Raw genomic sequence first — 24,109 nt, forward strand, 5'->3', positions numbered from 1 at the left:
TATAGCCCGTCGATACGCGCTTATCCCGGTTACTTGCCTGCGCTTGAATATGGTTCCGATGTTGAAGTGCGCAAGGTTCGGTCAAATGGGGAAATCAAATGGAAAGGGCAGCTGATTTTTCTAGGAGAGGCTCTGATTGGAGAGGACATCGCGCTGAAGGAGGTGGCTGATGATGCTTGGGAACTGTACCTTTGCAGCCACTGTTTAGGCAGGCTTGAAAGGGGCGCCAAACGCGTTTCAAGCCTGTAAAGGTGTAAACGATGTCCCCGGTCTAATTTGTAAAGGATGTACCGGTCTCTACAGTGAGGGCCAACAGACCCCGCAACACTTTTTATCTGTATATCCATACAGATAAAAGTTGCCCCGCAGCGCAACAAAAGCCATCCTGTGCACCTCCCAAACAACGATCAACGATGGTGGTTATGCGGCTGTACCTCTGTGAAAAACCTTCCCAGGCCAAAGACATTGCGGCCGTACTCGGTGCCAAGCGCCGGGGCGACGGCTGCTGGCTGGGAACGGACGTCACAGTGACCTGGTGCATCGGTCATCTGCTGGAAACCGCGCCGCCGGATGCCTATGACGCGCGCTACAAGCGCTGGGTGCTGGCGGATCTGCCGATCATTCCGGAAAAATGGAAGATGACCGTCAAGCCGCGCACCGCCAGCCAATACAAAGCGGTGAAGCGTCTGCTCGGCGAGGCCAGCGAGCTGGTCATCGCCACCGATGCCGACCGTGAAGGCGAAATGATCGCCCGCGAACTGGTCGAGCACTGCCGCTATCGCGGGCCGATTCGGCGCTTGTGGCTGTCGGCGCTGGACGAAGCATCGATCCGCAAGGCGCTGGCCGCGCTGAAACCGGGTGCCGAAACCTTCAGCCTGTATCACTCGGCGCTGGGGCGATCGCGGGCGGATTGGCTGATCGGCATGAACATGAGTCGGCTGTTCACGCTGCTGGGGCGTCAGTCGGGTTATCAAGGCGTATTGCCGGTGGGCCGCGTGCAGACACCGACCCTGCGTCTGGTGGTGGATCGCGACCGCAGCATCGCCGATTTTGTGCCGGTGCCGTTCTGGGCGATCGACGTGGATCTGCTGCACAACGGCACGCCGTTCACCGCGCAGTGGCGGGCGCCGTCGGATGCTTGTGATGATCAGGATCGTTGCCTCAATCAAGCGTTGGCTCAGCAAGCGGCGGCGGCCATCGGCAATGCGGCGACTGCCCGAGTGGTCAAACTGCGCATCGAACGTATGCGCGAAGTGGCACCCCTGCCCTTCGATCTCGGCACGTTGCAAGAAGTCTGCTCGAAGAAACTCGGCCTCGGCGCGCAGGAAACCCTCGACATCGCCCAGGCACTCTACGAAACCTACAAAGTCGTCACCTACCCGCGCAGTGATTGCGGTTACCTGCCGCTGAGTCAGCACAGCGAGGCGCCGGGGATTCTTGCGGCGTTACGCCAGGCCGACCCGAGCCTTGAAGCGTTGAACGGCTTTCTCGAGCCTCAGCGCAAGTCGCGGGCGTGGAACGACGCCAAGGTCAGCGCTCACCACGGCATCATTCCCACAGCAGCAGCGAAGAACCTCGAGCGCCTGACCGGCAAACACCGAGCGGTCTACACGTTGATTCGCGCGCGCTATCTGGCGCAGTTCCTCCCCAACCACGAATACGATCGCACTCAGGCCGACTTCGATTGCGCCGGTGAAGCGTTGCGCGCGGTGGGCAAGCAGATCATTGAACCGGGCTGGAAGCGCGCATTGCCCGAAGCACTCGCACCGGCCAAGGGACGCGAGGCGCCAGCACCGCAAACGCTACCAGCGCTGAGCCAAGGTGTTGAGTGCGCGGTGGCCGACGTGAAATTCAAGGATCTGTGGACGCAGCCGCCCAAGCCTTACACCGAAGGCGATCTGATCAAGGCGATGAAGAATGTCGCCAAACTGGTGGAAGATCCGCTGCTCAAGCAGAAACTCAAGGACACCACCGGGATCGGCACCGAGGCTACTCGCGCGTCGATCATTCAGGGATTGCTTGATCGTGGTTATCTGGTGAAGAACGGCAAGGCGCTGGCCGCCACACCCGCCGCGTTCAGCCTGATCGACGCCGTGCCCCGCGCGATTGCCGACCCCGGCACCACGGCGATCTGGGAACAGGCGCTGGACATGGTGCAAAGCGGCGAGATGAGTCTGGAAGAATTCGTCACCAAACAAGCGGCGTGGATGAGCAAGCAAGTGACACGCTGCTCCGCGCTGAGCCTGACCATCAGCGGCCCACCGCCGACCGGCAAAGCGGCGACACCGTGGAAGAAAAAGCGTAAATCCACCCGCAGCCCAGCCAAGCGCACAGCCAAATAAACTGATTTGCCGCGACCTTGTGGCGAGGGGATTTATCCCCGCTGGAGTGCGCAGCAGTCCCCTGCTTTTTAAGAGTCAAAAGAGGGGTTGCTGCGCAACCCAACGGGGATAAATCCCCTCGCCACAGAGTACAGAGTCCACACTGGGGGAATGCCATTGCGGAGCTGACGCCATGCCCACCATCACCCTCCACCCCGCCCAACGCGACGACCTCGACACCGTCAACAATCTCATGCAGTTCTACCTGCACGATCTCAGCGAATGGCTCCCGCTAAAATTCGCCCACCACGGCTTCTTCCCCAACCAACTCGAAGAAAGCTACTGGCGCCACCCCGCCACCCAACCCTTCCTGATCCACGTCGACGACGAACTCGCCGGTTTCATCATCGTCGACAACCAGACCCACCTCCCCAACGCCGAGCACAACATCAGCTATTTCTTCCTCGCCCGACGCTGGCGTGGCCAGGGTGTCGCCCAGTTTGTCGTCTCCACCCTCTTGAGCCGGATCCCCGGGCAATGGCAAATTTTCCATATAGACGCCAACCTGCCTGCGCAACGCTTCTGGGCCGGGCTCATCCCTCGATTGAGCGGTGGCGAATTCACCCGACAGCAGGGTGAAGTGGACGGTTACCCTTGCAACTTTTACGTCCTGCACGCACCTTTTTCCGTTGCTTGAACGGATCCTTTCTCATTCCAAAACAGCTTTGTCCGACAATATGTAGTGAGCAAAAATAATCACTACATAACTGTTGACGGCGTCGTTTTGCTTTTGCATGATGAAGACGTTCCCCGATCGGGAACATCGGTAACACGCTTGAGCAAACTCGTCTGACCGCCGAGTTGTTTTTTCCGGATACACGCTGCCCACAAGGCAGATTGAAGAAGCTGACCTGGCCTGAACGTCCAGTACAAGGACGAGAAGCGCTGGCGAAAATTCTCAAGACGCTTGTGGTCGACGCTGCACAGGTCGGCAAGGAGCCTCCCGGTTTTCGCTGCTTCTCCTCGTTGTGACGCTATTGCGTAGCAGTTATTCAACACGACTACATGCAACAGATGCACGACCCCGAATTTCAACGGGCGAGCGCTGACGTCCTGGTTTCGGTGCCAGGGATCAACTAACCGATGGGCTACCTGTATTAGCGAATCAACTTTGAAAGATAACCAGACTGGTCAAGGGGCAACATTATGAATCTGAACAATCAACCTACTATCGAAGAACTGGCTCGTATGTTCGCTGCGCAAAAAGACAGCCACGACAGCCACATTCTGTGGATCAGCAAATCGGGTCAGGTGCATATCGACTGCCTGGCGCCCCACGCTGGTGAAGACGAGTTCGACCAGAACAACCAGAACCTGCTGGCCCGCCTGAAGATGTACCGCCGCGGCCACGGCTATGTCGGCAAGAAAGCCGCGGCCGATCGGGACTTCATCGGTAATGTTCTGCAAACGCTGAAACAGGCGTGGGAATCGATGCAGAACAAGAACGAAGTTCGGGTGATTGATCGGTTCTGCTGATTCACTACTTTAATAATTGAAAGGGCTTGCTTCCTTATAAAGAAGCGGGCCCTTTTTTGTTCGCTTTATTGATATGGCTTGACTGGAATTGTAGCCCCTCACCCCAGCCCTCTCCCGAGGGAGAGGGAGCCGATTTGTGGTGCTTTCAAAATATGAGTTCGGCACAGCATTTTCAGGTCGGCGTAACTTGCACAAAAACCTCGGTCAGTCCCCTCTCCCTCCGGGAGAGGGTTAGGGTGAGGGCATCTCCCGCTCCAACACCATTTCAACAAACGCCACCGCCGCCGCACTGTGATAATTATTCCGTCGCCGCAACAACGCCGCGCCCCGCTGCGGCGCCTCACTCGCCACCCGCAACCGGCGTAGCGCTCGATCCTCCGTGGCAATCGCCTCCGGCAACATCGTCGCCATCGGCGAATGCCGAACCACTTCCAGCAACGTACTCACCGAATTCACCTCGATTCGCACTTTGGGCGTAATCCCGTGCTGACGAAAATACTCATCCACCGATAACCGCGTAATGAAATCCGACGCCAGCAACGCGAAATCCAGCTGCGCAATGTCATCCGGCGCCAGCACCGCAGTGCTCTGATACAGCGGATGCTCACGCCCGACCATAACCCCCAACGTCTCAGTAAATGCCGGAATGCACTCTATGTCCGGACTGCGCACCGGCGTAAATGCAATCGCAATGTCCAGCGAGTCATCCACCAATCCCGCCTCGATGTCGTCCATCGACAATTCGAAAATTTGCAGATGAATCCCCGGATACCGCGCCGTAAAGTCGCGCACCAACGGCCCGACCAGATACGCCATAAACGTCGGCGTCATCGCCAGGCGCAAGCTGCCGCGCGACAGATCTTTCACGTCATGCAACGCGCGCTGCCCCGCCTCCAGCTCAACCAACACCCGCCGCGCGCATTCGATGTAAGCCTCGCCGGCATCGGTGGGTTTGACTGTGCGCGACGTCCGATCAAACAGCGTCACGCCAAGGGTTTCTTCCAGTTGGCGGATTTGCTGCGACAGCGTCGGCTGCGACACATGCAGCGCCTCGGCCGCACGGGTAAAGCCGCCGTGATCGGCAACGGCCAGCAGGTATCGCAAATGTCGCAGCAGCATGGGGCACACCATCTATAGGCAGGGCTTATGCGAAGCATTGTATATCGATCTTGGACGCTATGGATCAATCGGCAGAAGATTGCTCCCACACAGCAAGCCAACCCTGAAAGGAGTGACACCATGCAACAGTCCCACGCCTACAACGACGCAAGCCTGGCCCTGACCACCCGCATTCTCGACATCAAGGCGCGCAAAAATCTCTCATGGCAGGATCTTGCCGACGGCACTGGTCTGAGCCTGGCCTACGTCACCGCTGCCCTGCTCGGCCAGCATCCGCTACCGGAAAATGCTGCTCAGGTCGTCGGCGACAAACTGGAACTGGACGCCGATGCGATTGCATCGCTGCAAATCATTCCGCTGCGTGGCAGCCTCAGTGGTGTGCCGACCGACCCGACCATCTACCGCTTCCACGAGATGATTCAGATCTACGGCACCACCCTCAAAGCGTTGGTTCACGAGCAGTTCGGCGACGGCATCATCAGCGCAATCAACTTCAAACTCGACATCAAAAAAGTCGAAGACCCGGAAGGCGGCTCCCGCGCCGTGGTCACCCTCGACGGCAAATTCCTGCCGCTGCGTCCGTTCTGATCTACCCCGGCCCGCACCCCGCGTGCGGGCCATCCGATCGCCCCTGAAGAGGACACGCACATGAAAGCCCTGATCGACGGTTTCTTGAAATTCCAGCACGAAGCCTTTCCGCAACGCAGCGAACTGTTCAAACACTTGGCGACCACCCAACAGCCCGGCACCTTGTTCATCACCTGTTCCGACAGCCGAGTCGTGCCGGAACTGCTGACCCAGCAAGAGCCCGGCGAGCTGTTTGTGATCCGTAACGCCGGCAATATCGTGCCGTCCTACAGCCCGCATCCGGGCGGGGTTTCGGCCACGGTGGAATACGCGGTTGCCGTGCTCGGTGTGACCGACATTGTGATTTGCGGGCATTCGGATTGCGGCGCGATGACCGCGATCGCCCAGTGCAAATGCATGGATCACCTGCCCGCCGTCAGCGGCTGGTTGCAGCATGCCGAGTCGGCGAAAGTGGTGAATGAAGCGCGAGCGCATGCCAGTGATGCGGCGAAGTTGAGTTCGATGGTGCGCGAAAATGTGATCGCGCAACTGGCGAATATTCAGACGCACCCGAGCGTGCGCCTGGCCCAGGAGAAAGGCCTGCTGAATCTGCATGGCTGGGTGTACGACATCGAGACGGGATCGATCGATGCGCTGTCGTCGGATCGGCGCACGTTTGTGCCGTTGGCGGAACAGCCGGCGACGTGTGCGGTTTACGCAAACAGCGCTGACGCAGCCTGAAACACCCCTGTAGGAGCTGCCGAAGGCTGCGATCTTTTGATCTTGAAAACCAAGATCAAAAGATCGCAGCCTTCGGCAGCTCCTACAGAGAGCGAATCGTGTCGATGGGGGTTAGCGTTTTACGCTCAGGTCGATCTGGCTCATGCGGCTGCGCACCGTGAACACGCCATCCCCCGAAAGAATCGCGCTGCGTGCGAACAAGCGCCCACTCTCCCAGTTCGAAAGCCCCAGTTCCGGCTTGTTCAGCGCGTACTGCCCATCGACCCAACGGGTGATGCCATTGCCCACAAACGGCGCATTCACCGCGTTGTAAAAACGCTCTTGAACCGCCGCATCTTCACTGATCAACGACACCGTGAACTGCGGGCTATAGCGGTTGAACAGCGCAATTGCCTGATCCAGATCGTCAACGATCATCAGGCTGACTTCCGGGGTTTCTTCCCATTCCCACTCGCGGCCCAATGCCGATTGCGCCAGCGGTTCAGCCAAGGCTTCAGTCTGATAACCCTCGGCGCGATACACCTCGACCGTCGCGTTCTGCCACTCGCTCGGCAGGCAACTTTCGCTGCCCTCGACGATGTGCAATTTGCAGCCCTGACCGCGTGCGGTGCCGGCCTGCTGCAGCGCATCAAGAAACAGCGGCACCAATTCTGCTGCACGCTCACGCTGGATCAGGCAGACGTTCAGCGTGTTGCACACTTTGCGATCCAGCGAATTACGCACCACCGCGGCGAAGCGTTTGGCGTCGGCGTCACGATCGGCAATCAGCCACGCCCCGCCCGTACCGTGCAGGCTGACGGCGGTGCCGGCCTGCTGGGCGATGCTACCCAATTGACTCACCGCACGACCCGAGCCGCGCGCCACGGCCAGCGACAAACGCCGATCGGCAAACATCGCCCAACCGGCGGCGTGGTTGACGCTTTCCACCAACGACACTGCGCCGGCCGGCAAACCTGCCTCGGCCAGCGCTGGATTCAAGGCGTGGGTGACGATGGCTTGCGCGGTGCCCAAGGCATCGCTGCCAATGCGCAGCACGGCGGTGTTGCCGGTGCGCAATACGCCGGCCGCGTCGGCGAACACGTTCGGTCGACCTTCAAAGACAAATGCGACGATGCCCAGCGGTGAGACCACTTGCTCAACTTTCCAGCCATCGTGCTCGACGCTGCTGATGACTTTGCCACGCGTCGCGGCGGCATCACGCCAGGCGCGCAGGCCGGCGATCATGTCGCCGCGCATGCGTTCGTCGGCGAGCAATCGGGTGGTGGAACGGCCGCGGGACTTGGCACGTTCGATGTCGGCCAGGTTCGCCGCTTCGATCTGCGCCCAGCACTCTGCGGTTTCCAGACGCTGTGCGAACAGGTCGAAAAACTGGCTGATGGCTTCATCAGTTACTGCCGACAACGCAATGAAAGCCGAGGCCGCGCGTTCGATCGCCACCGAGGCGGCTTGTTGATCAACTACGGGAATCAGCAACAGCTCGCCACTCACCTGCTCGACCAGCAGGTGGTCTCCGGGCTGAAACCGCGCGGCCAGTTCGGGGCTGACCACGGTGACGCGGTTGCCAGCGAAAGGGATCGGGGTGCCAGCGACGAGACGTTCGAGTGCAAGAGACATGAAGCGGATTCACCATGCAGGGAGCGGCCGGAAAATGTATAGGAACACCCTCCTCCCAGGCAACACAAAACCCTTGTAGGAGCAGAGCTTGCTCGCGAAGACGGCGTGTCAGGCAACGGGTTTGTTGAATGTCAGGACGCTTTCGCGAGCAAGCTTTGCTCCTACAGATTGTGGTGTTTGGTTTAGAACACTGACCAGCCAATTCTGGCGCTGAGCATCTCCAGCGCTGCCATCCCCGCCAGCGAGTTACCCGCAGCATTCAGCTCCGGCGACCACACGCACACCGTGAATTGCCCCGGCACCACCGCGACAATCCCGCCACCGACGCCGCTCTTGCCCGGCAAACCCACGCGATAAGCAAAATTGCCCGCCTCGTCATACAGCCCACTGGTGGCCATGATCGAGTTGACCTGCTGAGTCTGCCGCCGCGCGAGAATCTGCTCGCCGCTGTGCTTGCAAAAACCGTCGTTGGCCAAAAAGCAAAACGCCCGCGCCAGATCGATGCAGTTCATCCGCAGTGCGCAGTGGCTGAAGTAACTGCGCAGCACTGCTTCAACGTCGTTGTGAAAGTTGCCGAACGATTGCATCAGATACGCCATCGCCGCATTGCGCGCGCGGTGCTGGTATTCGGACTCGGCGACTTTACCGTCGATCATGATCTGCGGGTTGCCCGACAGGCGCCGCACGAAGTCGCGCATCGACAGGGTCGGCGCGGCGAAGCGTGATTGGTTGATGTCGCAGATTACCAACGCGCCGGCATTGATGAACGGATTGCGCGGGCGGCCGCGTTCGAATTCCAGCTGCACCAGCGAGTTGAAGGGCTGGCCCGACGGCTCGTGGCCGAGGCGTTCCCAGATCGCTTCGCCGGAATGTTCGATGGCCTGCACCAGGCTGAACACCTTGGAAATACTCTGCACTGAAAACGGCGTTTCGGCGTCGCCGGCGCAGTACATTTCGCCGTCGTTGCCGTACACGGCGATGCCCAATTGATTGGACGGCACAGTGCCGAGGGCGGGAATGTAGTCAGCCACCTTGCCTTGCCCGATCAGAGGACGGACAGCGTCAAGGATCTCGTTCAACAGCGCTTGCATGCCGGGTTCCGAAGTCTCGCCCCATGGGATTGCGGGGACACTGGGGCTAGACGCTGCGCGAGCAAATCAGATCACAGTTGCCCGTGTAGGAGCTGCCGCAGGCTGCGATCTTTTGATGTTGCCTTTAAGAGACAAGATCAAAAGGTCGCAGCCTTCGGCAACTCCTACAGGGGAAATTGTTGAGTCAGTGTGCGCGGTCGAGGCCGGCGAGCAAGGCGCTGTCGCGGCTGTAGATGTCTGGCGCATAGCGCACGTGGCCGTCGCTGCCGACTTGCGCCGTCCAGTAAGTCATCAGGATCGGCACCGGCGCAGATAGACGAAATTCGTGAGTCGTCCCGGTCGCCAACAGCGTTTCCGTGCGGGCCTTTTCTGCTGGACTTAACAGCAAGTCCCGCAATTGCATCGGGTGTTCAACCCGCACACAACCCGAGCTGAACGCCCTTGGCCCCTTGTCGAACAGCGCTTTGCTCGGCGTGTCATGCAAGTACACCGAAAACGGATTGGGGAAGCGAATGACCATCTGCCCCAGCGGATTACGCGGGCCGGCGTCCTGACGCAAAAGGATGTTGCCGGGATTGTCCCAGTCCACATCCGCCGCGGCCAAAGGCTGGCCGTTGGCATCGAGCACTTGCAGATTCTGACGGCTGAGGAAAGTCTGATCCTTGCGGATCGCCGGCAGTTTGTCTTCTTTCCAGATGGTCGGCGGCACCGTCCAGGTCGGGTTGAGGGTCAGGCGCGTGACGCGAGATTTCAGCAGCGGTGTCTGCCGCTCGGCGCGTCCGACCTGGGTACGGGTCTGCCACACCGGTTGGCCGCCCTGATACAGGGTTAATTCGGCAGCGGCGACGTTGACCAGCAGCCCATCCGGCTCCATGTCCTGCGCCATCCAACGGAAACGTTCGAGGTTGACCCGCAGTTGCTCGCGGCGAGTCAGCGGGCTGATGTTGAGTTCGGCAATCGTCCCCGGCCCGACCACGCCGTCGGCCTGCAACGAATGGTTGGCCTGAAAACTTTTCACCGCCTCGACCAGCACGCCCTCGTAAGCGTTGCCCGGCGTGCTGCCGGCGTGGGCCAGATAGCCTTCGTTGTACAGACGCTGCGCCAGTTCCGGCACGCGTTTGTCTTCCATGTCCGGACGCAGCAACGGGCCATTGCCGACCGATTGCCACTGCGGCAAGGCCTTGAGACGTTGTGCGGCGTAGAGGTGACGCAGGCTCTGATACTGCGCGAGGTGTGGACGCGCGCGATCGAAGGCGCCGGGAATGTCCTGCATGCCCGGCACGGCAATCGCCAACAATTCCGCCTGACGGTCACGCGGGGTGTCATCGGCATGCCACAGCGGCTCGAAGTGCGACTGCAACAGGCTGCCGTAATGCAGATCCTGCAGGGCTTGCAGGTAGTAGCGGCTGATGTCGATGTCGGCGCAGAGTTCGCCGTCCTGCGGAGGAATGCTCGCTACTGGGTAGCGTTTTGGATTCAGGCCATCGTCGGCCAACAGCGGCAATTGCGCTTGTAAAGCCTGCAAACGTCCGGATTCGCTGGCCCACACTGGCATCCAGTCCTGCTGTTCATAGAACGCCTGCAACTGGGTCAATGCCGCCACGCTCAGACGCGCAGCAATCGCCGGACAGGCCTGCGGCAGACTGATCAAAACAGCCTGCAACGGACTCTGCGGTTCGACCGGCAACTCGGCCGGTGGCGTCGGCAGCGTCTGCAAGGGCGGCAGCGGCTCATCGGCACAAGCGACAAACGGCGCAGCGAGCAAACAAATGCTCAAGTAGCATGCGTACTTTTTGAACAACTGCTTTACTCCAATCCATGGCCGTCCAGATGACGGTCAACCTTACAACAGGTGTGCTGAACAGTCAGGCTCGATCTTCGGGCGTGGCGGTTATGACTGGGAGTCAGGAGCCAAAGTGCCAAATGAGTAGCAAGTGAGGACACTTTATAAATGTTGACGTTTTTGCGCCGACTTCTGCTGTCCACCGCGACCCTTGTCGCTGTGACCAGTCCAGTTTTTGCCGCCGGCAAACCATCGCCGGTTCTCTACAACAGCCTCGCCCACGCCGCGCCAGAACTCAATCCCCAGGCGCTGAAAGGTGCATTAAGCGCCATGCAATGCGCGGTCAACAATGGGGCGAAGCCGTCCCGCCATCTGGCCGTCATCGATTATTCGCAACCGTCCACAGAACGCCGCTTGTGGATTTTCGACCTGAGCAAACAGAAGTTGGTTCTACGCGATTTGGTGGCGCACGGTTCCAACTCCGGCGAAAACTTTGCCACGCAGTTTTCCAACCGTGAAGGCAGTTACCAATCCAGCCTCGGTCTGTTCCGCACGCAGGAAAGTTACAGCGGCGCCCACGGCTATTCCTTGCGCATGGACGGTCTGGAACCGGGCTTCAATGACATGGCCCGCGATCGCGCCATCGTCATTCACGCCGCCAGTTATGTGAATCCGTTGTGGAGCAAGAAACAGGGACGCATCGGCCGCAGCCAGGGTTGCCCGGCGGTTCGGCCGCAGATTGCCAGGCAAGTGATTGATCGACTGAAGGATGGCCAGTTCATGTTTTCCTGGTACCCGGATCAGCGCTGGCTGAAATCCTCGCCGTACCTCAACTGCCAGCCGCAGCAGGTGGCGAGCATCCTCAGCACCCACGCGAGTTAACCCCTCACCACAAAACCCCTGTAGGAGCTGCCGAAGGCTGCGATCTTTTGATCTTGCTTCTAGAAAAACAGATCAAAAGATCGCAGCCTTCGGCAGCTCCTACAGGGGCGTGTTTCATTACAACTTTGTCATTCAGCTGTCGGTTTGCCGTGCGGATCGCTCGGTAGCCTGATGTTGTCCCGGCGCTAACGCCGATCAACACTAACCACTGAGTGACTGACCATGAAAACCCTCCTGCTCGCCCTCACCACCCTCCTCGCCACCGGTTCCGTGTTCGCCGCGAACATGCCCGATAACGCCGTCATCCATGACAAATCCGCCTTCTACGTCCATCTGGATGTCGACAAAGTCCTCTCCAGCACCGATATTTCTCAGGCCTGCGGTGTGGTTCCGGCGCAACTCAACTACCTCGACCATCAGGGCCGCGAACATGTGCTGAACTATGACGTGCAAGGCAGCGGCTGCATCAATGACCATTGAGAGTGATCGATGAATATTCTGGTTGTCGAAGACGAACCCAAGGCCGGCAATTACCTGCTCAACGGTTTGCAGGAACTCGGCTACAGCGTAAGCCTGGCGCGCAACGGCGCCGACGGTTTGCACCTGGCGCTGGAACACAGCTTCGACGTGATCGTGCTCGATGTGATGATGCCGAAAATGGATGGCTGGGAAGTCCTGCGCCGACTGCGCAAGGAGGCCGACACGCCGGTGCTGTTCCTGACTGCCCGCGACGACATCGCCGACCGCGTCAAAGGCCTCGAACTGGGCGCGGACGATTACCTGATCAAACCGTTTTCCTTCGCCGAACTGGTGGCGCGTCTGCGTACCCTGACCCGACGCGGGCCGATTCATGAAGATGAACAACTGCAAGTCGCCGACCTGCAAATCGACGTGCTCAAACGCCGAGTGAGTCGCGGCGGAGTGCGCATCACCCTTACCAATAAAGAGTTCGCCTTGCTGCAACTGTTCGCCACGCACACCGGGCAGGTGCTCGCCCGTTCGCTGATCGCGTCGCGGGTGTGGGACATGAATTTCGACAGCGACACCAACGTGGTCGACGTCGCCGTACGCCGCTTACGGGCGAAAATCGATGACCCGTTCCAGCTCAAGCTGATCCACAGCGTGCGCGGCATCGGCTACCGTTTTGACACGCAGCCATGAGCGCGAAACGGGCTTATTCCCTGACCCTGCGCCTGGCGCTGGTGTTCGCCCTGCTCGCCTTCGCTTCGCTGGCCGGGCTCGGCGCGGCGCTGTACAGCGAGCTGGAAGAACAGCTGATTCGCCGCGACGACATTTCGCTGGTCAGCCGCGTCGACCAGTTGCGCACCTTCCTTAACGACAGCAACACCCTCGAGCTGATCAAGAATAAACCGGCGCTGTTCCAGAACATGCTCGGCAACCGCGAGGCACTGCTGACCATCGGCGCGCCGGGTGAACCGCCATTGCTGGTGGTCAATCCGGGCAACCTGACCACGCCGACATTGCCAGCGGTGCCGATCAATCACACGATGACTCTGAACGATGTACAGCATCTGCCGAACGTTAACGGCGTACCGTTTTCGGCGGTGGCGGCTGAGATCGACTCTGGTGAACTGGGCAATCTGCAAGTCACAACCGGACGCCTGATGAGCGAACGCACGGCGATGCTCGCCAATTATCGTTTGAGCGTTTATGGCCTGGCGACGTTGGCGGCGCTGCTGCTCGCGGTGATCGGCTGTTTGCTGGTGTATCGCGGTTTGCTGCCGTTACGCCGAATGGCCAAACACGCTCATGGCATCGGTGTCGGCAATCTCGGCGAACGCCTCGACAGCCAGGGCGCGCCACGGGAATTGCTGCCGATGATCGATGCGTTCAACGCCATGCTCGATCGCCTCGCCAAAGGTTTTGCGCAGTTGAGTCAGGTGTCCACCGACATGGCTCACGAACTGCGCACGCCGATCAATAACCTGCTTGGCGAAACCCAGGTCGCCCTGCATCAGAACCGCAGCATCGAAGCCTATCAACAGTTGCTCGCCTCCAATGTCGAAGAGCTGGAACGGCTGACGCGGATGCTCGACAACATGCTGTTTCTTGCGCGCACTGATCCGGCGAGTGCGCTGAGCCAGCGTCAGGAGCTCGATGCGGCGGACGAGATGCAGCGCATTGCTGATTATTTTGAAGGGTTGGCGGCGGACGTTGGCGTGTGCATTGAAGCGCGTGGCAGCGGTGTGATCTGGGCCGAGCCGATGTTGCTGCGGCGGGCGCTGGCGAACCTTTGCGCGAATGCGATCAAGTACGGTGCGGCGGATTCGACAGTGCAGGTTGAAGCGATCGCCGAGCCTGAGGGCAGTTATCTGCGGGTGCGCAACCACGGCGCGACCATTGCGCCTGAGCATCTGGCGCGGTTGTTCGAGCGCTTTTATCGCGTGGATCAGTCGCGGTTGTTCGAGCGCTTTTATCGCGTGGATCAGTCGCGCGAGCGTTCAGCGCAATCGAATGGTTTGGGCCTGTCGATTGTTGCGACGATCATGCAGTTGCATCAAGGCCGGTACAGCGCCAGCAGTGCAGATGGCGTGACCTGCTTCGAACTGTTCTTCCCTGCCCGACAAACCAACACAAATCCCCTGTAGGAGTGAGCCTGCTCGCGATAGCGGTGGTTCAGCCTACCTCTTCATTGACTGATACACCGCTATCGCGAGCAGGCTCACTCCTACATTTGACCGCGGTTCGACTGATGATCAGGGTTGTCAGCATGAGGGCCGTGGCGACCGCAAAGGTGATGTGTAATCCACTGGCGATTGCAGTCGCCGGCGCCTCCGTCGGAGCCCCCGCCGCCAGTGCAAACACCGCGCCCATCACCGCCGCCCCGGTGATCAAGCCCAGATTGCGCGCCAGCCCCAACAGCGCCGAGACTACCCCGCGCTGATCCTGACTCACGCCGGCCATCAACCCGGTGTTATTGGCTGCCTGAAACAACGCATAGCTGACGGCAACCACTGCGATCGGCAACACGTACGCAAACACGCCAAGGCTCATCGGCAACAACGCCAACAGTCCACAACCACAGGCCAATCCCAGCAACGCACCCGGCACGATCCGGCGCGCGCCAAAGCGATCCACCAGACGCCCGGCCGGCACACCGCCAAACGCCGACAACAACGGCCCGACCGACAACACCAGTCCGACCATGGCGCTGCTCAAACCCAAACCTCGGCTCAAGTAAAACGGCCCAACCACCAATGTGGTCATCATCACGGTAGTCACCAATAACGTCAGCAAGAGGCTGCTGCTCAATCGCCGGTCGGCAAACAGCGACAAGCGAATAAGCGGCGCCTTAACCCTCATCTCGATAAAAACAAACAGCCCCGCACCGCACGCGCTGACCAGTAACAACGGCAGGGCCAGGCCTGTCAGCGTCATCGCCAGCGCATAAGCCGCCAGCGTCAACACCAGCACCCCGGTGCCGAAAAAATCAAAGGCAACCCGTGTGCTGGTCGCACGATCTGCCGGCAGATAGCGGAACACCAACCACGCATTGAGCAAACCCAGCGGTACGTTGAGCAGAAAAATCGAGTGCCAGCCGAGATGTGCCATCAACAATCCGCCCAGCGACGGCCCGAGGGTGGTGCCGGTCGCTGACATGGTCGCCAACAAACCCATCGCACTGCCCGCCCGCGACTTAGGCACCGCATCGGCCACCAGCGCGACGGTCAAGGCAAACATGATCGCCGCGCCAACGCCTTGCACCGCTCGCGCGCCGATCAACCAACCCAGTCCCGGTGCCAACGCACAACACAACGAGGCCACGGTGAAAACGCCGATGCCGATCAACAGTAATCGGCGCCGACCGATGCCGTCGCCCAGCCGCCCGACGCTGACAATCAGCGTGGTGACTGTCAGCAGGTAAGCCAGAACGATCCACTGCACCTGTTGGAACGTCGCATCAAACGCCGCCGCCAGCATCGGTAAGCCGGCATTGGCAATGCTGGTGTCCAGCGAAGGCATCAACATCGACAGGGCCAGACTGGTCAGCGCCCAGCGGGCTGAAGTGGCCAGGGGTTCTCGCGGCATCTTTCGCTCACTTGGCAGAGGTGATGCGGCATAGCCTGAACCTCGACAATACAAGGCACAAGACGCATGCTTTGCACTCGATACCTGCATGGAACGCCATGTCATGTCTACGCCCGATCTGAACCTGTTGATCACCCTCGACGTGCTGCTGCGTGAAGGCAGCGTCGCCCGCGCGGCCAAATGCCTGCGATTGAGTCCTTCGGCGATGAGTCGCGCCCTGGCCCGTCTGCGCGAGACCACCGGCGATCCGCTGCTGGTGCGGGCCGGTCGCGGTCTGGTGCCGACGCCGCGTGCATTGGAATTACGCGAACGCGTCAGTCATCTGGTGCAGGAAGCCGAGGCGGTGTTGCGCCCTGCCGACGTGCTCGACCCGACCCGCTTGCAACGCACCTTTACCCTGCGCAACACCGACGGTTTTGTCGAAACCTTCGCCGCCGCCCTGCTCGCACGCATCGCTGAAGAAGCGCCCGGTGTGCGCCTGCGCTTTGTGCAGAAGGCCGACAAGGACAGCACGCCGCTGCGCGAGGGCCGCGTCGATCTGGAGACCGGCGTGATCGACGACAGCACCGACCCGACGCTGCACAGCCGCATTCTGTTTCAGGATCACTGGATCGGTGTGGTGCGTGAGGGGCATCCCTTGAGTTCGGGAAAAGTCAGCAGCAAGCGCTTTGCCGGCGGCGAGCATATTCTGATTTCCCGACGCGGGCGCAGCAGCGGCCCGGTAGACGAAGCGCTGCTCGCACTCGGGCTGACGCGGGACATCGTCACCTCGTTCGGCGGTTTTTCCGCGGCGCTGACGCTGGTGCGCGAATCGGATTTGATCGCCACCGTTCCGGAGCGCCACACCAGCAAACTGCGCAGCGGCCTGCACAGTTTCGCTCTGCCCTTCGAGATGCCGCCGATCAGCGTCTCAATGCTTTGGCATCCGCGCATGGACGCTGATCCGGCACACCGCTGGTTGCGCGATTGTGTGCGTCAGGTCTGCGCCTAACGCGCGTCGCCACCGGCCGGTTTATAGAAGAGGAATTTTTTCGTTTCGGCGGTTTTGCGGTACTCCTTGGCCCAGCTTGGGTGGACGTTGCGGTCGTGGAAGTACAGCGCGCCGCGGGTGCGATCCGGGAGTTGCCGGTTGAGCGCTTTGCCGGCGATTTCCTTGGCCAGCGCGTATTCGGAGTCCTCCTTGACCTGATCGGCCTTGCCATCGCACCACCAGGAAAACTGGCAGCTCTTGGTTTCCGAACCCTGCTTGACCACCGCGCACACGGTGTCAGGAAAACCTTCGTGGCCGAGACGATTCATCACTACGCTGGCCACCGCTTCCATTTCCGGGGTGTCCTTGCCCTTGGCTTCCCAATAGATACTGCGCGCCAGGCAGGTCAGCGGATCATCCAGCGGTGCAGCGCCGGCTGGGTCGACCGCTTGCGCCTCGGTCGGGGTTATCGCTTCGGCTTTCGGCGCCGGTGCGCTGCTGACTTTGTCCGCCGCTTTTTCCTCCAGCACCTGCGCTTTCTCTTCAGCCTTCGCCTTGATCGGGGCCTGATCGGTGGCCCATGCGGAGCCCGCCAACAGGATGCAAACCATACAGCCAGCCAAGCCTTTCAATCCCATGTCAGTTCTTCCGGCAGCGCCCGCTAAGGGCAACGTGTTGCGTGGGTGAGACGCCCGGCTCCCGGGGTCTTCGGTGAGTGTAGACGGCAAAACGCCAGACAAAGTTGCGCAGAAAAAACCGCCGAATGAAGAAAAAGACATTGCACCCACCGGGGGCCTTTCGCGCATCATGGGCGCATTCAGCTCAAGGGAGATTTCCATGCGCTTCATGCCATTCGTTTTACGTTGTGCCGCGTTGTCCGCTGGCGTTGTGTTGGCCATCCCGGCGCTGGCCAGCGATGAATCGCAACTGATCGAGTCGATCAACAGCTACCGCAGCCAGCCGCAACGTTGCGGTTCGCAGGCCTCCAATGAGTTGCCGCCGCTGTCGGCCGAGCCCCGCTTGCGCCTGCCGGCCAGTGGCGCGGTGGATTTGCAGCAAGCCATGGCCAGCGCCAGTTACCCGATGGTCAATGTGCAGGCGATCACGCTGAATGGCCCGCGCGATGCGGCGTCGGCGATGCAGGCGATTCAGGAGAGTTTTTGTCAGGTGGTGCTCGATCCGCAGTTCGTCGATGTCGGCGTCAGCCGCGCCGATCGCGATTGGCGCATCGTGCTGGCGCGACCGCTGTTGTCGGCCAAACTCGGCGATGCGCAAAGTGAAGGGCAGAAACTGCTGGAGCAACTCAACGTCGCCCGCAGTCAGCCGCGCCAGTGCGGTGGTCAGGCCTTCGCCGCTGCCGCGCCGTTGGCCTGGAACGCTGCGCTGGGCACGATTTCCCAGGATCACAGCCGCGACATGGCCAACAACAATTATTTCGACCATAAGGATCGCGACGGCCGCACCCCCGGCGACCGCGCTGAACTGGCCGGTTACAGCGGTCAACTGGTCGGCGAAAACATCGCCGCCGGCCAAGACACCGTGCGCAAAGTCGTCGACGGCTGGATCGCCAGCCCCGGCCACTGCGCCAACCTGATGAACCCACAATACAAAGAACTCGGCGCCGCCTACGCTACCGACCCGAAAAGCAGCGCAGGCATCTACTGGACCGCCATGTTCGGGGCGCAATAACTCCGCGTCCTCAAACACCGCAAAATCCGTAGGAGCAGAGCTTGCTCGCGAAGGCGTCTATCCAGTCGAAATATGCATTGACTGTATTTACGCCTTCGCGAGCAAGCTCTGCTCCTACAGGGGTTTCAAGGGTCATCAATTTGATCGATCGTGCGGTCATTCAAACTGATTGGACGCGCCTTTCTGGCGCTCTTACTCTGCGCCGCCATTGCAGCAACTAGACTCACCGGCGTGGCGCTGCACAACCGGCTGATCCGCCACGCCCCCATGCATAACCAGGGCAGAACAGCATGATCGTCCGACCCAAGATTCATCCCATTGCCATCCTGTTCACCCTCAAGGGTTCGATCGCCAAACGCATCGCGTTGCGCGCGCTGATGATCACGCTGTTGGCGTCGGCCATTGTGCTGGTGGAAATCCTCCATCCGAGCTATTTCGCCAGTGTCAGCGCGACGCCGTTTACGCTGCTCGGTTTGTCGCTGTCGATCTTCATGAGTTTTCGCAACAACGCCTGTTATGACCGCTGGTACGAAGCGCGCAAGGCGTGGGGCGAGGTGATCGTGCACATTCGCTCGATCATTCGCGAAACCCATGTCATCCGTGACTCCGCCGAGCGCAAGCCGTTGCTGCTCAATCTGTGTGGTTTCGCCCATGCGCTGAACGCCCGGTTGCGCAAAGAAAGCGAAGCGGATGCCAGCAGCCAATGGGTCATGCCCAAGCCGGATCCGCAGACGCCCGATTACAGCGGACGAATTCTGCAAACGGTCGGCCAGCAGTGCTCTGATCTGCATGAAAGCGGTGAACTGACGGAGTGGCGCTACATGCTGCTCGCCAATCACCTGACCAGCCTGACCCAGGCGCAAGCGGTGTGCGACCGGATCAAAACCACGCCGCTGCCGTTTCCCTACACGCTGTTGCTGCATCGCACGATTTATCTGTTCTGCATCCTGTTGCCCTTCGCCATGGCCGAACCGTTGGGCTGGTTGACGCCACTGTTCACAGCGATTGTCAGCTACACGTTTTTCGGCCTCGATGCGATTGCCGATGAGCTGGAAGACCCGTTTGGCCGCGACGAGAATGATCTCCCAACGGATGCGCTAGTGCGCACGCTGGAGCGCGATATTCTCTGGGAGCTCGGCGCAGAAATGCCGCCGGCGCTTAAGCCTGTGGACTATGTCTTGAGCTGACCCCAAATTTCCCCAAACACCCCAATATAGACGAGCACCACAAAACCCTTGTAGGAGTGAGCCTGCTCGCGAAAGCGGACTGCCAGCCAACATCGTTGTCGCCTGACTTGCCGCGATCGCGAGCAGGCTCACTCCTACAGTTGTGTTTTTTGCAGGGCTTTGAAGAGTTCGCTGTCCGCCAGACGCTGCGCATCGGCCACTTTGCCGGCGGTCGATAAGCCTTTAAACACTTCCGATTGGACGAATACGCCCTCAAATGAGATCGTCGCGCCCTGCACCCTTGGTGCGCTGTACGCATCTGCGTCAATACTCCACCCAGAAATCCCATCGAGCAAGTGCCGTCGTGGACATCAAACAACTCAAATTCCTGATCGCACTGGACGAAACCCGTCACTTCGGTCAGGCCGCCGCCCGCTGCCACATCACTCAGCCGACCCTGTCGATGCGCCTGCGCAATCTCGAAGAGGAACTGGATCTGGTGCTGGTCAATCGTGGTCAGCGCTTTGAGGGGTTCACCGAGGCTGGCGAGCGTGTACTGGCCTGGGCCCGGACGTTGCTGGCGGCGCATGATGGTTTGTTCGCCGAAGCGGCGGCCTGTCGCGGGCAACTGGTCGGCAGTTTGCGCCTCGGCCTGGTGCCGCTGAGCAGCTTCAATCCGGTCGATTATATTCAGGGATTGTCGGGGTCTTATCCCGAGTTGAAGTTCAGCCTGTCCTCGCTCAGCTCCGACGAGATCATCGCCAGTTTGGGTAACAATCAGCTGGACTTGGGCGTGTGCTATCTCGATCACGTCAATCCGGCCTATTTCGAGTTTTTCGAGATCGGTCAAACCCGCGTCGGATTGCTGTACGACAACCGGCATTTCCAGTTCGAAGGCACTCAGATGAGTTGGGAAGAAGCCGCGCAATTGCCGCTGGGCATGATTACCACCGGCATGCATTACCGCAAATCCATCGACCTGAGTTTTCGCAGTCGCGGCTTGAGCCCGCAGCCAATCATGGAGAGTGATTCGACCTATCAGTTGTTACAGGCGATTCACCAGGGTTTCTGCTGCGCAATCATGCCGCTGGACAGCGGAATGGAGGAGCCGATTGAACATCTGTCGTTCATGACCCTGCCAGACGCCAGCGTGCTCGCACCGTTGGGGATGGTGATGCGCAAGACCGAACCGCGCTCGGCGATTGCTGAAAAGTGTTTTGCTGAAGCGCGGAAGATGCTTGAGGGCTGATGTGCACATCTGACCCAAGGCCAAATACAAAACCTGCACAAAAGGGGTTGTCAGAAGCAGGTGTTCAAGATATTTCACATTGATCGTTTACACGCCCGCGGATTCCCCCTTACTATCCGGGCACACCGGTCGACGGGTCAGCCCCGCGTCCGACGTTTTCCGCCAACGGAAACACGCGTTATGAGTACGTATCTACAACAACTAAAATCGTTGAACGTCTCCGCTGTGTGCGCCCTCTGTCATAGGGGCCGCGCATGAATCGTATCGTCAATCTCCCCATGGCCCTGCGCCGTTCCAAGTTGCGTCACTCCGCACGCCCGCCGGATGTCTGCGTTTCTGCCTGATCACGTCTGAAAAACGTGTAGGCCTTTTCTCTTTCGATATCCCTGCCAGGACACCTGGGCTTTCGCCCATTACTGTCTCTTGGCCCGAATCTGCGCGCCTGTGCGGCGCAACTCTGAGTGATTGCCATGAAATTCGCAGCGATTGAAGACGCACGCCTGTTCCTCGACCAAAACCCTGATATCGACATGATCGAGCTGTTCATTCTCGACGCCAACGGAGTGCCGCGCGGCAAGCTGTTGCACCGTGAAGAACTGCTCGCGGTGTACGAAAGCGGTCGGCCGCTGCCAAGCACCATCCTCGGTCTGACCGTGCAAGGTGAAGATGTTGAAAACTCTGGTCTGGTCTGGGACGTTGGCGATATCGACTGCCGTGCCTATCCGTTGGAAGGCAGCCTGGTGCGCCTGCCATGGCGGCAAATTCCGACCGCCGCCGTGCAAGTCAGCATGCACCCGAAGGAAGGCATGCCAGCGAGCATCGCCGACCCGCGTCACCTCTTGATCAAAGTCATCGACGGCCTCAAGGCCGAGGGATATCACCCGGTGATGGCCTGCGAGTTGGAGTTCTATCTGCTCGACGCCAAACGCGATCACAACGGTCGTCCGCAACCGGCACTGGATGCCGACGGTGGGCGACCGCGACACACACAGGTTTACGGTTTACGTGAGCTGGAACAGATTGAACCGTTCCTCGCCGACCTCTACAGCGCCTGCAAACTGCACGGCATTCCGGCGCGCACGGCGATCTCCGAATACGCCCCGGGCCAGGTGGAAATCACCCTCGAACACGGCGACGCGCTGGAAGCGATGGATCAGGCTGTGCGTTACAAACGTCTGGTCAAAGCGGTCGCACGCAAGCACGGCATGCAAGCGACGTTCATGGCCAAACCGTTCGATGATCTGGCCGGCACCGGCATGCACATGCACGTCAGTCTGGCGGATGCCGAGGGGCGCAATCTGTTCGCTTCCGGAGACCCGGCCGGCACGCCGCTGCTGCGCACGGCGATTGGCGGCATGCTCGCGTCGTTGCTCGACACGCTGTTGATGTTCTGCCCGAACGCCAACTCGTACCGCCGCTTTCAGGTCAACAGTTACGCGCCGTTGGCGCCGACTTGGGGCGTCGACAACCGCACGGTCAGCCTGCGCGTACCCGGCGGCCCGGCGAACACCCGCCACATCGAACACCGCATTTGCGGCGCCGATGCCAACCCATATCTGGCGGCGGCGGCGATCCTTGCCGGCATTCATCGCGGCATTAGCGAAAACCTTGATCCGGGCGCACCGGTTGAAGGCAACGGTTATGCGCAGGCGAAGGAATTGCTGCCGACTGATTGGCTGACCTCGTTGCAGGCGCTGGGGAAATCGGCGTGGGCGCGGGATGCCTTGGGCCAGGAGTTTCTTGGGGTGTATCTGGCGGTGAAGCGTGCCGAGTACCGGCAGTTCATGGCTGAAGTGGGTGAGCAGGATTGGCGTTGGTACCTGACCGAAGCTTAAAGCCTCGCCCATAACCCTGTAGGAGTGAGCCTGCTCGCGATAGCGACCTGTCAGTTAACAATGATTTGCCTGACACACCGCTTTCGCGAGCAGGCTCACTCCTACAAGGGATCGAGTACCGACCTTGAAATTTGTGGACACTGACATGACCGAACGCTGCAATTCCTATTACACCGCCACCCTCAACCAGGACACCGACTACCCGACCCTGCAAGGTCGGCACACGGTCGATGTGGTGATCATCGGTGGCGGTTTCACTGGCGTTGCCACCGCCGTCGAGCTCGCCGAAAAAGGCCTGAAAGTCGCCATCGTCGAGAGCAACAAAATTGGCTGGGGCGCCACCGGACGTAACGGCGGGCAAGTCACCGGCAGCCTCTCCGGCGATGGCGCGATGCGCAAACAGATGCGCGCGAAACTCGGCGATGACGTCGACGATTTCATCTGGCACCTGCGTTGGCGCGGACACGAAATCATCAAGCAACGCGTGGCGAAATACGCCATCAAATGCGACCTCAAACACGGTCATCTGCACGCGGCCTACAAGCCGAGTCACATGCCGGATTTGCGCAACGACTACGAAGAAGCCGTGCGGCGCGGACTGGGCGATGAAGTCAGCCTGCTTGATCGCAGTCAGGTGCGCGATCTGCTGCAAAGCGATCTCTATCACGGCGCAATCAAGAACACTCGCAACATGCACCTGCACCCGCTCAATCTGTGCATCGGCGAAGCGCGGGCAGCGGAAAGTCTCGGCGCGCTGATCTTCGAAAACAGCGAAGTGCTGGAGATCATTCATGGCGATAAGCCTGGTATAAGAACCGCTCACGGCCAGATCGACGCCAAGCAAGTCATGCTCGCCGGTGACGTCTACCACAAGCTCGAACCGGGCAAGCTCAAGGGCAAGATTTTCCCGGCCATGGGCGGCATCGTCACCACCGCGCCGCTCGGTGATCTGGCCAAACAGATCAATCCCGAAGACCTCGCAGTCTACGACTGCCGCTTCGTTCTCGATTACTACCGCCTCACCGCCGACGGTCGCTTGCTGTTCGGCGGCGGCGCCAACTACAGCGGCAAGGATTCAAGGGACATCGCCGGCGAACTGCGCCCGTGCATCGAGCAAACCTTCCCGGCGCTCAAAGGCGTACAGATCGACTACCAGTGGAGCTGCGCGATGGGCATCGTCATCAACCGCATCCCGCAACTGGGCAAACTCTCGGACAACGTCTGGTATTGCCAGGGCTACTCCGGCCACGGCATCGCCACCACGCACATCATGGGCGAAATCATGAGCCGCGCGATCACCGGGCAGATGGAGCAGTTCGACACGTTTGCGGGTTGCCAGCACATTCGTGTGCCTATGGGTGATTTGCTCGGGAATCCGATGCTGGCTGCGGGGATGTGGTACTACCAGATGCTCGAAAAGTTGCGTTGAACCGACACCTTCCCTTGTAGGAGCTGCCGAAGGCTGCGATCTTTTGATCTTGTTTTTAGAATCAAAA

The 24,109-nt window shown here is 60.0% G+C and carries 22 protein-coding genes and 1 pseudogene; 16 read left to right on the forward strand and 7 right to left on the reverse strand.

From position 1 onward, the window contains the following. The 4 genes and pseudogenes from ACIP66_RS10135 to ACIP66_RS10150 form a co-directional block, all read left to right on the forward strand. A pseudogene (locus tag ACIP66_RS10135) lies at window positions 1-249 on the forward strand (IS481 family transposase); the annotation flags it as partial. Window positions 250-422: 173 nt separating this feature from the next. Then, window positions 423-2,342, forward strand: a complete 1,920-nt coding sequence (locus tag ACIP66_RS10140; protein ID WP_400647793.1) for a DNA topoisomerase III — start codon at window positions 423-425, stop codon at window positions 2,340-2,342. Between the two features lie 172 nt (window positions 2,343-2,514). Further along, window positions 2,515-3,018, forward strand: coding sequence for a GNAT family N-acetyltransferase (locus tag ACIP66_RS10145; RefSeq protein WP_400647613.1), 504 nt, complete (start codon window positions 2,515-2,517; stop codon window positions 3,016-3,018). A gap of 509 nt (window positions 3,019-3,527) precedes the next feature. Further along, on the forward strand, window positions 3,528-3,857 hold the full coding sequence (locus ACIP66_RS10150) for a hypothetical protein (RefSeq protein WP_400647616.1): 330 nt from the start codon (window positions 3,528-3,530) through the stop codon (window positions 3,855-3,857). 231 nt (window positions 3,858-4,088) lie between these two features. Here the strand turns inward: ACIP66_RS10150 and cynR are convergent, their stop codons facing one another. Next, window positions 4,089-4,976, reverse strand: a complete 888-nt coding sequence (cynR, locus tag ACIP66_RS10155) for a transcriptional regulator CynR (RefSeq protein WP_400647619.1) — start codon at window positions 4,974-4,976, stop codon at window positions 4,089-4,091. Window positions 4,977-5,096: 120 nt separating this feature from the next. On the opposite strand from cynR, the gene cynS reads away from it, so the two are divergent. After that, window positions 5,097-5,564 carry a cyanase gene (gene cynS / locus ACIP66_RS10160; RefSeq protein WP_053121026.1) on the forward strand — a complete coding sequence of 156 codons (468 nt, stop codon included), beginning with the start codon at window positions 5,097-5,099 and terminating at the stop codon, window positions 5,562-5,564. 60 nt (window positions 5,565-5,624) lie between these two features. Beyond that, window positions 5,625-6,284, forward strand: coding sequence for a carbonic anhydrase (locus ACIP66_RS10165; RefSeq protein WP_053121028.1), 660 nt, complete (start codon window positions 5,625-5,627; stop codon window positions 6,282-6,284). 111 nt (window positions 6,285-6,395) lie between these two features. Here the strand turns inward: ACIP66_RS10165 and ACIP66_RS10170 are convergent, their stop codons facing one another. The 3 genes from ACIP66_RS10170 to ACIP66_RS10180 form a co-directional block, all read right to left on the reverse strand. Beyond that, the gene (locus ACIP66_RS10170) at window positions 6,396-7,898 is read right to left on the reverse strand and encodes an aldehyde dehydrogenase family protein (protein ID WP_400647623.1); all 1,503 of its coding nucleotides are present in this window, start codon (window positions 7,896-7,898) and stop codon (window positions 6,396-6,398) included. Between the two features lie 182 nt (window positions 7,899-8,080). Beyond that, window positions 8,081-8,989, reverse strand: coding sequence for a glutaminase B (gene glsB / locus ACIP66_RS10175; protein ID WP_053121031.1), 909 nt, complete (start codon window positions 8,987-8,989; stop codon window positions 8,081-8,083). A 184-nt stretch (window positions 8,990-9,173) separates the two neighbouring features. Further along, entirely contained in the window at window positions 9,174-10,790 is a 1,617-nt protein-coding gene (locus ACIP66_RS10180; protein WP_400647626.1) for a murein L,D-transpeptidase, read from the reverse strand. Between the two features lie 150 nt (window positions 10,791-10,940). On the opposite strand from ACIP66_RS10180, the gene ACIP66_RS10185 reads away from it, so the two are divergent. From ACIP66_RS10185 to ACIP66_RS10200, 4 genes are all read left to right on the forward strand, one after another. After that, window positions 10,941-11,654 carry a murein L,D-transpeptidase catalytic domain family protein gene (locus tag ACIP66_RS10185; protein WP_400647629.1) on the forward strand — a complete coding sequence of 238 codons (714 nt, stop codon included), beginning with the start codon at window positions 10,941-10,943 and terminating at the stop codon, window positions 11,652-11,654. A 222-nt stretch (window positions 11,655-11,876) separates the two neighbouring features. Further along, a complete protein-coding gene (locus ACIP66_RS10190; protein ID WP_400647632.1) occupies window positions 11,877-12,134 on the forward strand; it encodes a DUF2790 domain-containing protein in 258 nt (85 codons plus the stop codon). A gap of 9 nt (window positions 12,135-12,143) precedes the next feature. Further along, complete coding sequence (locus ACIP66_RS10195; RefSeq protein WP_159812423.1) at window positions 12,144-12,815, forward strand: heavy metal response regulator transcription factor; 672 nt, start codon at window positions 12,144-12,146, stop codon at window positions 12,813-12,815. After that, window positions 12,812-14,263, forward strand: coding sequence for a heavy metal sensor histidine kinase (locus ACIP66_RS10200; RefSeq protein WP_400647635.1), 1,452 nt, complete (start codon window positions 12,812-12,814; stop codon window positions 14,261-14,263). Before ACIP66_RS10195 ends, ACIP66_RS10200 begins: the two co-directional genes overlap by 4 nt. 28 nt (window positions 14,264-14,291) lie before the next feature. On the opposite strand, the gene ACIP66_RS10205 is transcribed toward ACIP66_RS10200, so the two are convergent. Further along, window positions 14,292-15,704 (reverse strand): MFS transporter, encoded by a 1,413-nt coding sequence (locus ACIP66_RS10205; protein ID WP_400647637.1) that lies wholly within the window; start codon window positions 15,702-15,704, stop codon window positions 14,292-14,294. 103 nt (window positions 15,705-15,807) lie between these two features. Here ACIP66_RS10205 and ACIP66_RS10210 point away from each other — a divergent pair, with 103 nt between their 5' ends. Next, window positions 15,808-16,695, forward strand: a complete 888-nt coding sequence (locus ACIP66_RS10210) for a LysR family transcriptional regulator (protein WP_400647640.1) — start codon at window positions 15,808-15,810, stop codon at window positions 16,693-16,695. Here the strand turns inward: ACIP66_RS10210 and ACIP66_RS10215 are convergent. Continuing rightward, window positions 16,692-17,312, reverse strand: coding sequence for a cell wall hydrolase (locus ACIP66_RS10215; protein ID WP_053121048.1), 621 nt, complete (start codon window positions 17,310-17,312; stop codon window positions 16,692-16,694). The genes ACIP66_RS10210 and ACIP66_RS10215 overlap by 4 nt on opposite strands. A gap of 208 nt (window positions 17,313-17,520) precedes the next feature. Here ACIP66_RS10215 and ACIP66_RS10220 point away from each other — a divergent pair, with 208 nt between their 5' ends. Together ACIP66_RS10220 and ACIP66_RS10225 are read left to right on the forward strand one after the other, a co-directional pair. Continuing rightward, the gene (locus ACIP66_RS10220) at window positions 17,521-18,363 is read left to right on the forward strand and encodes a CAP domain-containing protein (protein WP_371262379.1); all 843 of its coding nucleotides are present in this window, start codon (window positions 17,521-17,523) and stop codon (window positions 18,361-18,363) included. 290 nt (window positions 18,364-18,653) lie between these two features. Next, window positions 18,654-19,550, forward strand: coding sequence for a bestrophin family protein (locus ACIP66_RS10225; RefSeq protein WP_400647642.1), 897 nt, complete (start codon window positions 18,654-18,656; stop codon window positions 19,548-19,550). A gap of 134 nt (window positions 19,551-19,684) precedes the next feature. Here the strand turns inward: ACIP66_RS10225 and ACIP66_RS10230 are convergent, their stop codons facing one another. Next, complete coding sequence (locus ACIP66_RS10230; protein WP_400647645.1) at window positions 19,685-19,885, reverse strand: hypothetical protein; 201 nt, start codon at window positions 19,883-19,885, stop codon at window positions 19,685-19,687. An 8-nt stretch (window positions 19,886-19,893) separates the two neighbouring features. Here ACIP66_RS10230 and ACIP66_RS10235 point away from each other — a divergent pair, with 8 nt between their 5' ends. The 3 genes from ACIP66_RS10235 to ACIP66_RS10245 all read left to right on the forward strand — a co-directional run bounded on the left by ACIP66_RS10235 (window position 19,894) and on the right by ACIP66_RS10245 (window position 24,042). After that, window positions 19,894-20,778 carry a LysR family transcriptional regulator gene (locus ACIP66_RS10235; RefSeq protein WP_053121111.1) on the forward strand — a complete coding sequence of 295 codons (885 nt, stop codon included), beginning with the start codon at window positions 19,894-19,896 and terminating at the stop codon, window positions 20,776-20,778. Window positions 20,779-21,248: 470 nt separating this feature from the next. Then, window positions 21,249-22,613 carry a glutamine synthetase family protein gene (locus ACIP66_RS10240; protein ID WP_400647649.1) on the forward strand — a complete coding sequence of 455 codons (1,365 nt, stop codon included), beginning with the start codon at window positions 21,249-21,251 and terminating at the stop codon, window positions 22,611-22,613. Between the two features lie 145 nt (window positions 22,614-22,758). Further along, the gene (locus tag ACIP66_RS10245) at window positions 22,759-24,042 is read left to right on the forward strand and encodes an NAD(P)/FAD-dependent oxidoreductase (RefSeq protein ID WP_400647652.1); all 1,284 of its coding nucleotides are present in this window, start codon (window positions 22,759-22,761) and stop codon (window positions 24,040-24,042) included. Window positions 24,043-24,109: the final 67 nt, after the last annotated feature.

Source organism: Pseudomonas sp. NPDC088429 (assembly GCF_044753305.1).
GTDB lineage: Bacteria > Pseudomonadota > Gammaproteobacteria > Pseudomonadales > Pseudomonadaceae > Aquipseudomonas > Aquipseudomonas rustica.

What these genes read in the sequence shown, in the direction of transcription:
- ACIP66_RS10140 (WP_400647793.1), top strand. Translation starts at nt 423, where the DNA reads ATGCGGCTGTACCTCTGTGAAAAACCTTCCCAGGCCAAAGACATTGCG.
- ACIP66_RS10215 (WP_053121048.1), bottom strand. Translation starts at nt 17,312, where the DNA reads ATGGGATTGAAAGGCTTGGCTGGCTGTATGGTTTGCATCCTGTTGGCG.
- cynR (WP_400647619.1), bottom strand. Translation starts at nt 4,976, where the DNA reads ATGCTGCTGCGACATTTGCGATACCTGCTGGCCGTTGCCGATCACGGC.
- ACIP66_RS10165 (WP_053121028.1), top strand. Translation starts at nt 5,625, where the DNA reads ATGAAAGCCCTGATCGACGGTTTCTTGAAATTCCAGCACGAAGCCTTT.
- ACIP66_RS10185 (WP_400647629.1), top strand. Translation starts at nt 10,941, where the DNA reads ATGTTGACGTTTTTGCGCCGACTTCTGCTGTCCACCGCGACCCTTGTC.
- ACIP66_RS10245 (WP_400647652.1), top strand. Translation starts at nt 22,759, where the DNA reads ATGACCGAACGCTGCAATTCCTATTACACCGCCACCCTCAACCAGGAC.
- ACIP66_RS10200 (WP_400647635.1), top strand. Translation starts at nt 12,812, where the DNA reads ATGAGCGCGAAACGGGCTTATTCCCTGACCCTGCGCCTGGCGCTGGTG.
- ACIP66_RS10195 (WP_159812423.1), top strand. Translation starts at nt 12,144, where the DNA reads ATGAATATTCTGGTTGTCGAAGACGAACCCAAGGCCGGCAATTACCTG.
- ACIP66_RS10210 (WP_400647640.1), top strand. Translation starts at nt 15,808, where the DNA reads ATGTCTACGCCCGATCTGAACCTGTTGATCACCCTCGACGTGCTGCTG.
- ACIP66_RS10220 (WP_371262379.1), top strand. Translation starts at nt 17,521, where the DNA reads ATGCCATTCGTTTTACGTTGTGCCGCGTTGTCCGCTGGCGTTGTGTTG.
- ACIP66_RS10225 (WP_400647642.1), top strand. Translation starts at nt 18,654, where the DNA reads ATGATCGTCCGACCCAAGATTCATCCCATTGCCATCCTGTTCACCCTC.
- ACIP66_RS10145 (WP_400647613.1), top strand. Translation starts at nt 2,515, where the DNA reads ATGCCCACCATCACCCTCCACCCCGCCCAACGCGACGACCTCGACACC.
- glsB (WP_053121031.1), bottom strand. Translation starts at nt 8,989, where the DNA reads ATGCAAGCGCTGTTGAACGAGATCCTTGACGCTGTCCGTCCTCTGATC.
- ACIP66_RS10240 (WP_400647649.1), top strand. Translation starts at nt 21,249, where the DNA reads ATGAAATTCGCAGCGATTGAAGACGCACGCCTGTTCCTCGACCAAAAC.
- ACIP66_RS10190 (WP_400647632.1), top strand. Translation starts at nt 11,877, where the DNA reads ATGAAAACCCTCCTGCTCGCCCTCACCACCCTCCTCGCCACCGGTTCC.
- cynS (WP_053121026.1), top strand. Translation starts at nt 5,097, where the DNA reads ATGCAACAGTCCCACGCCTACAACGACGCAAGCCTGGCCCTGACCACC.
- ACIP66_RS10205 (WP_400647637.1), bottom strand. Translation starts at nt 15,704, where the DNA reads ATGCCGCGAGAACCCCTGGCCACTTCAGCCCGCTGGGCGCTGACCAGT.
- ACIP66_RS10150 (WP_400647616.1), top strand. Translation starts at nt 3,528, where the DNA reads ATGAATCTGAACAATCAACCTACTATCGAAGAACTGGCTCGTATGTTC.
- ACIP66_RS10170 (WP_400647623.1), bottom strand. Translation starts at nt 7,898, where the DNA reads ATGTCTCTTGCACTCGAACGTCTCGTCGCTGGCACCCCGATCCCTTTC.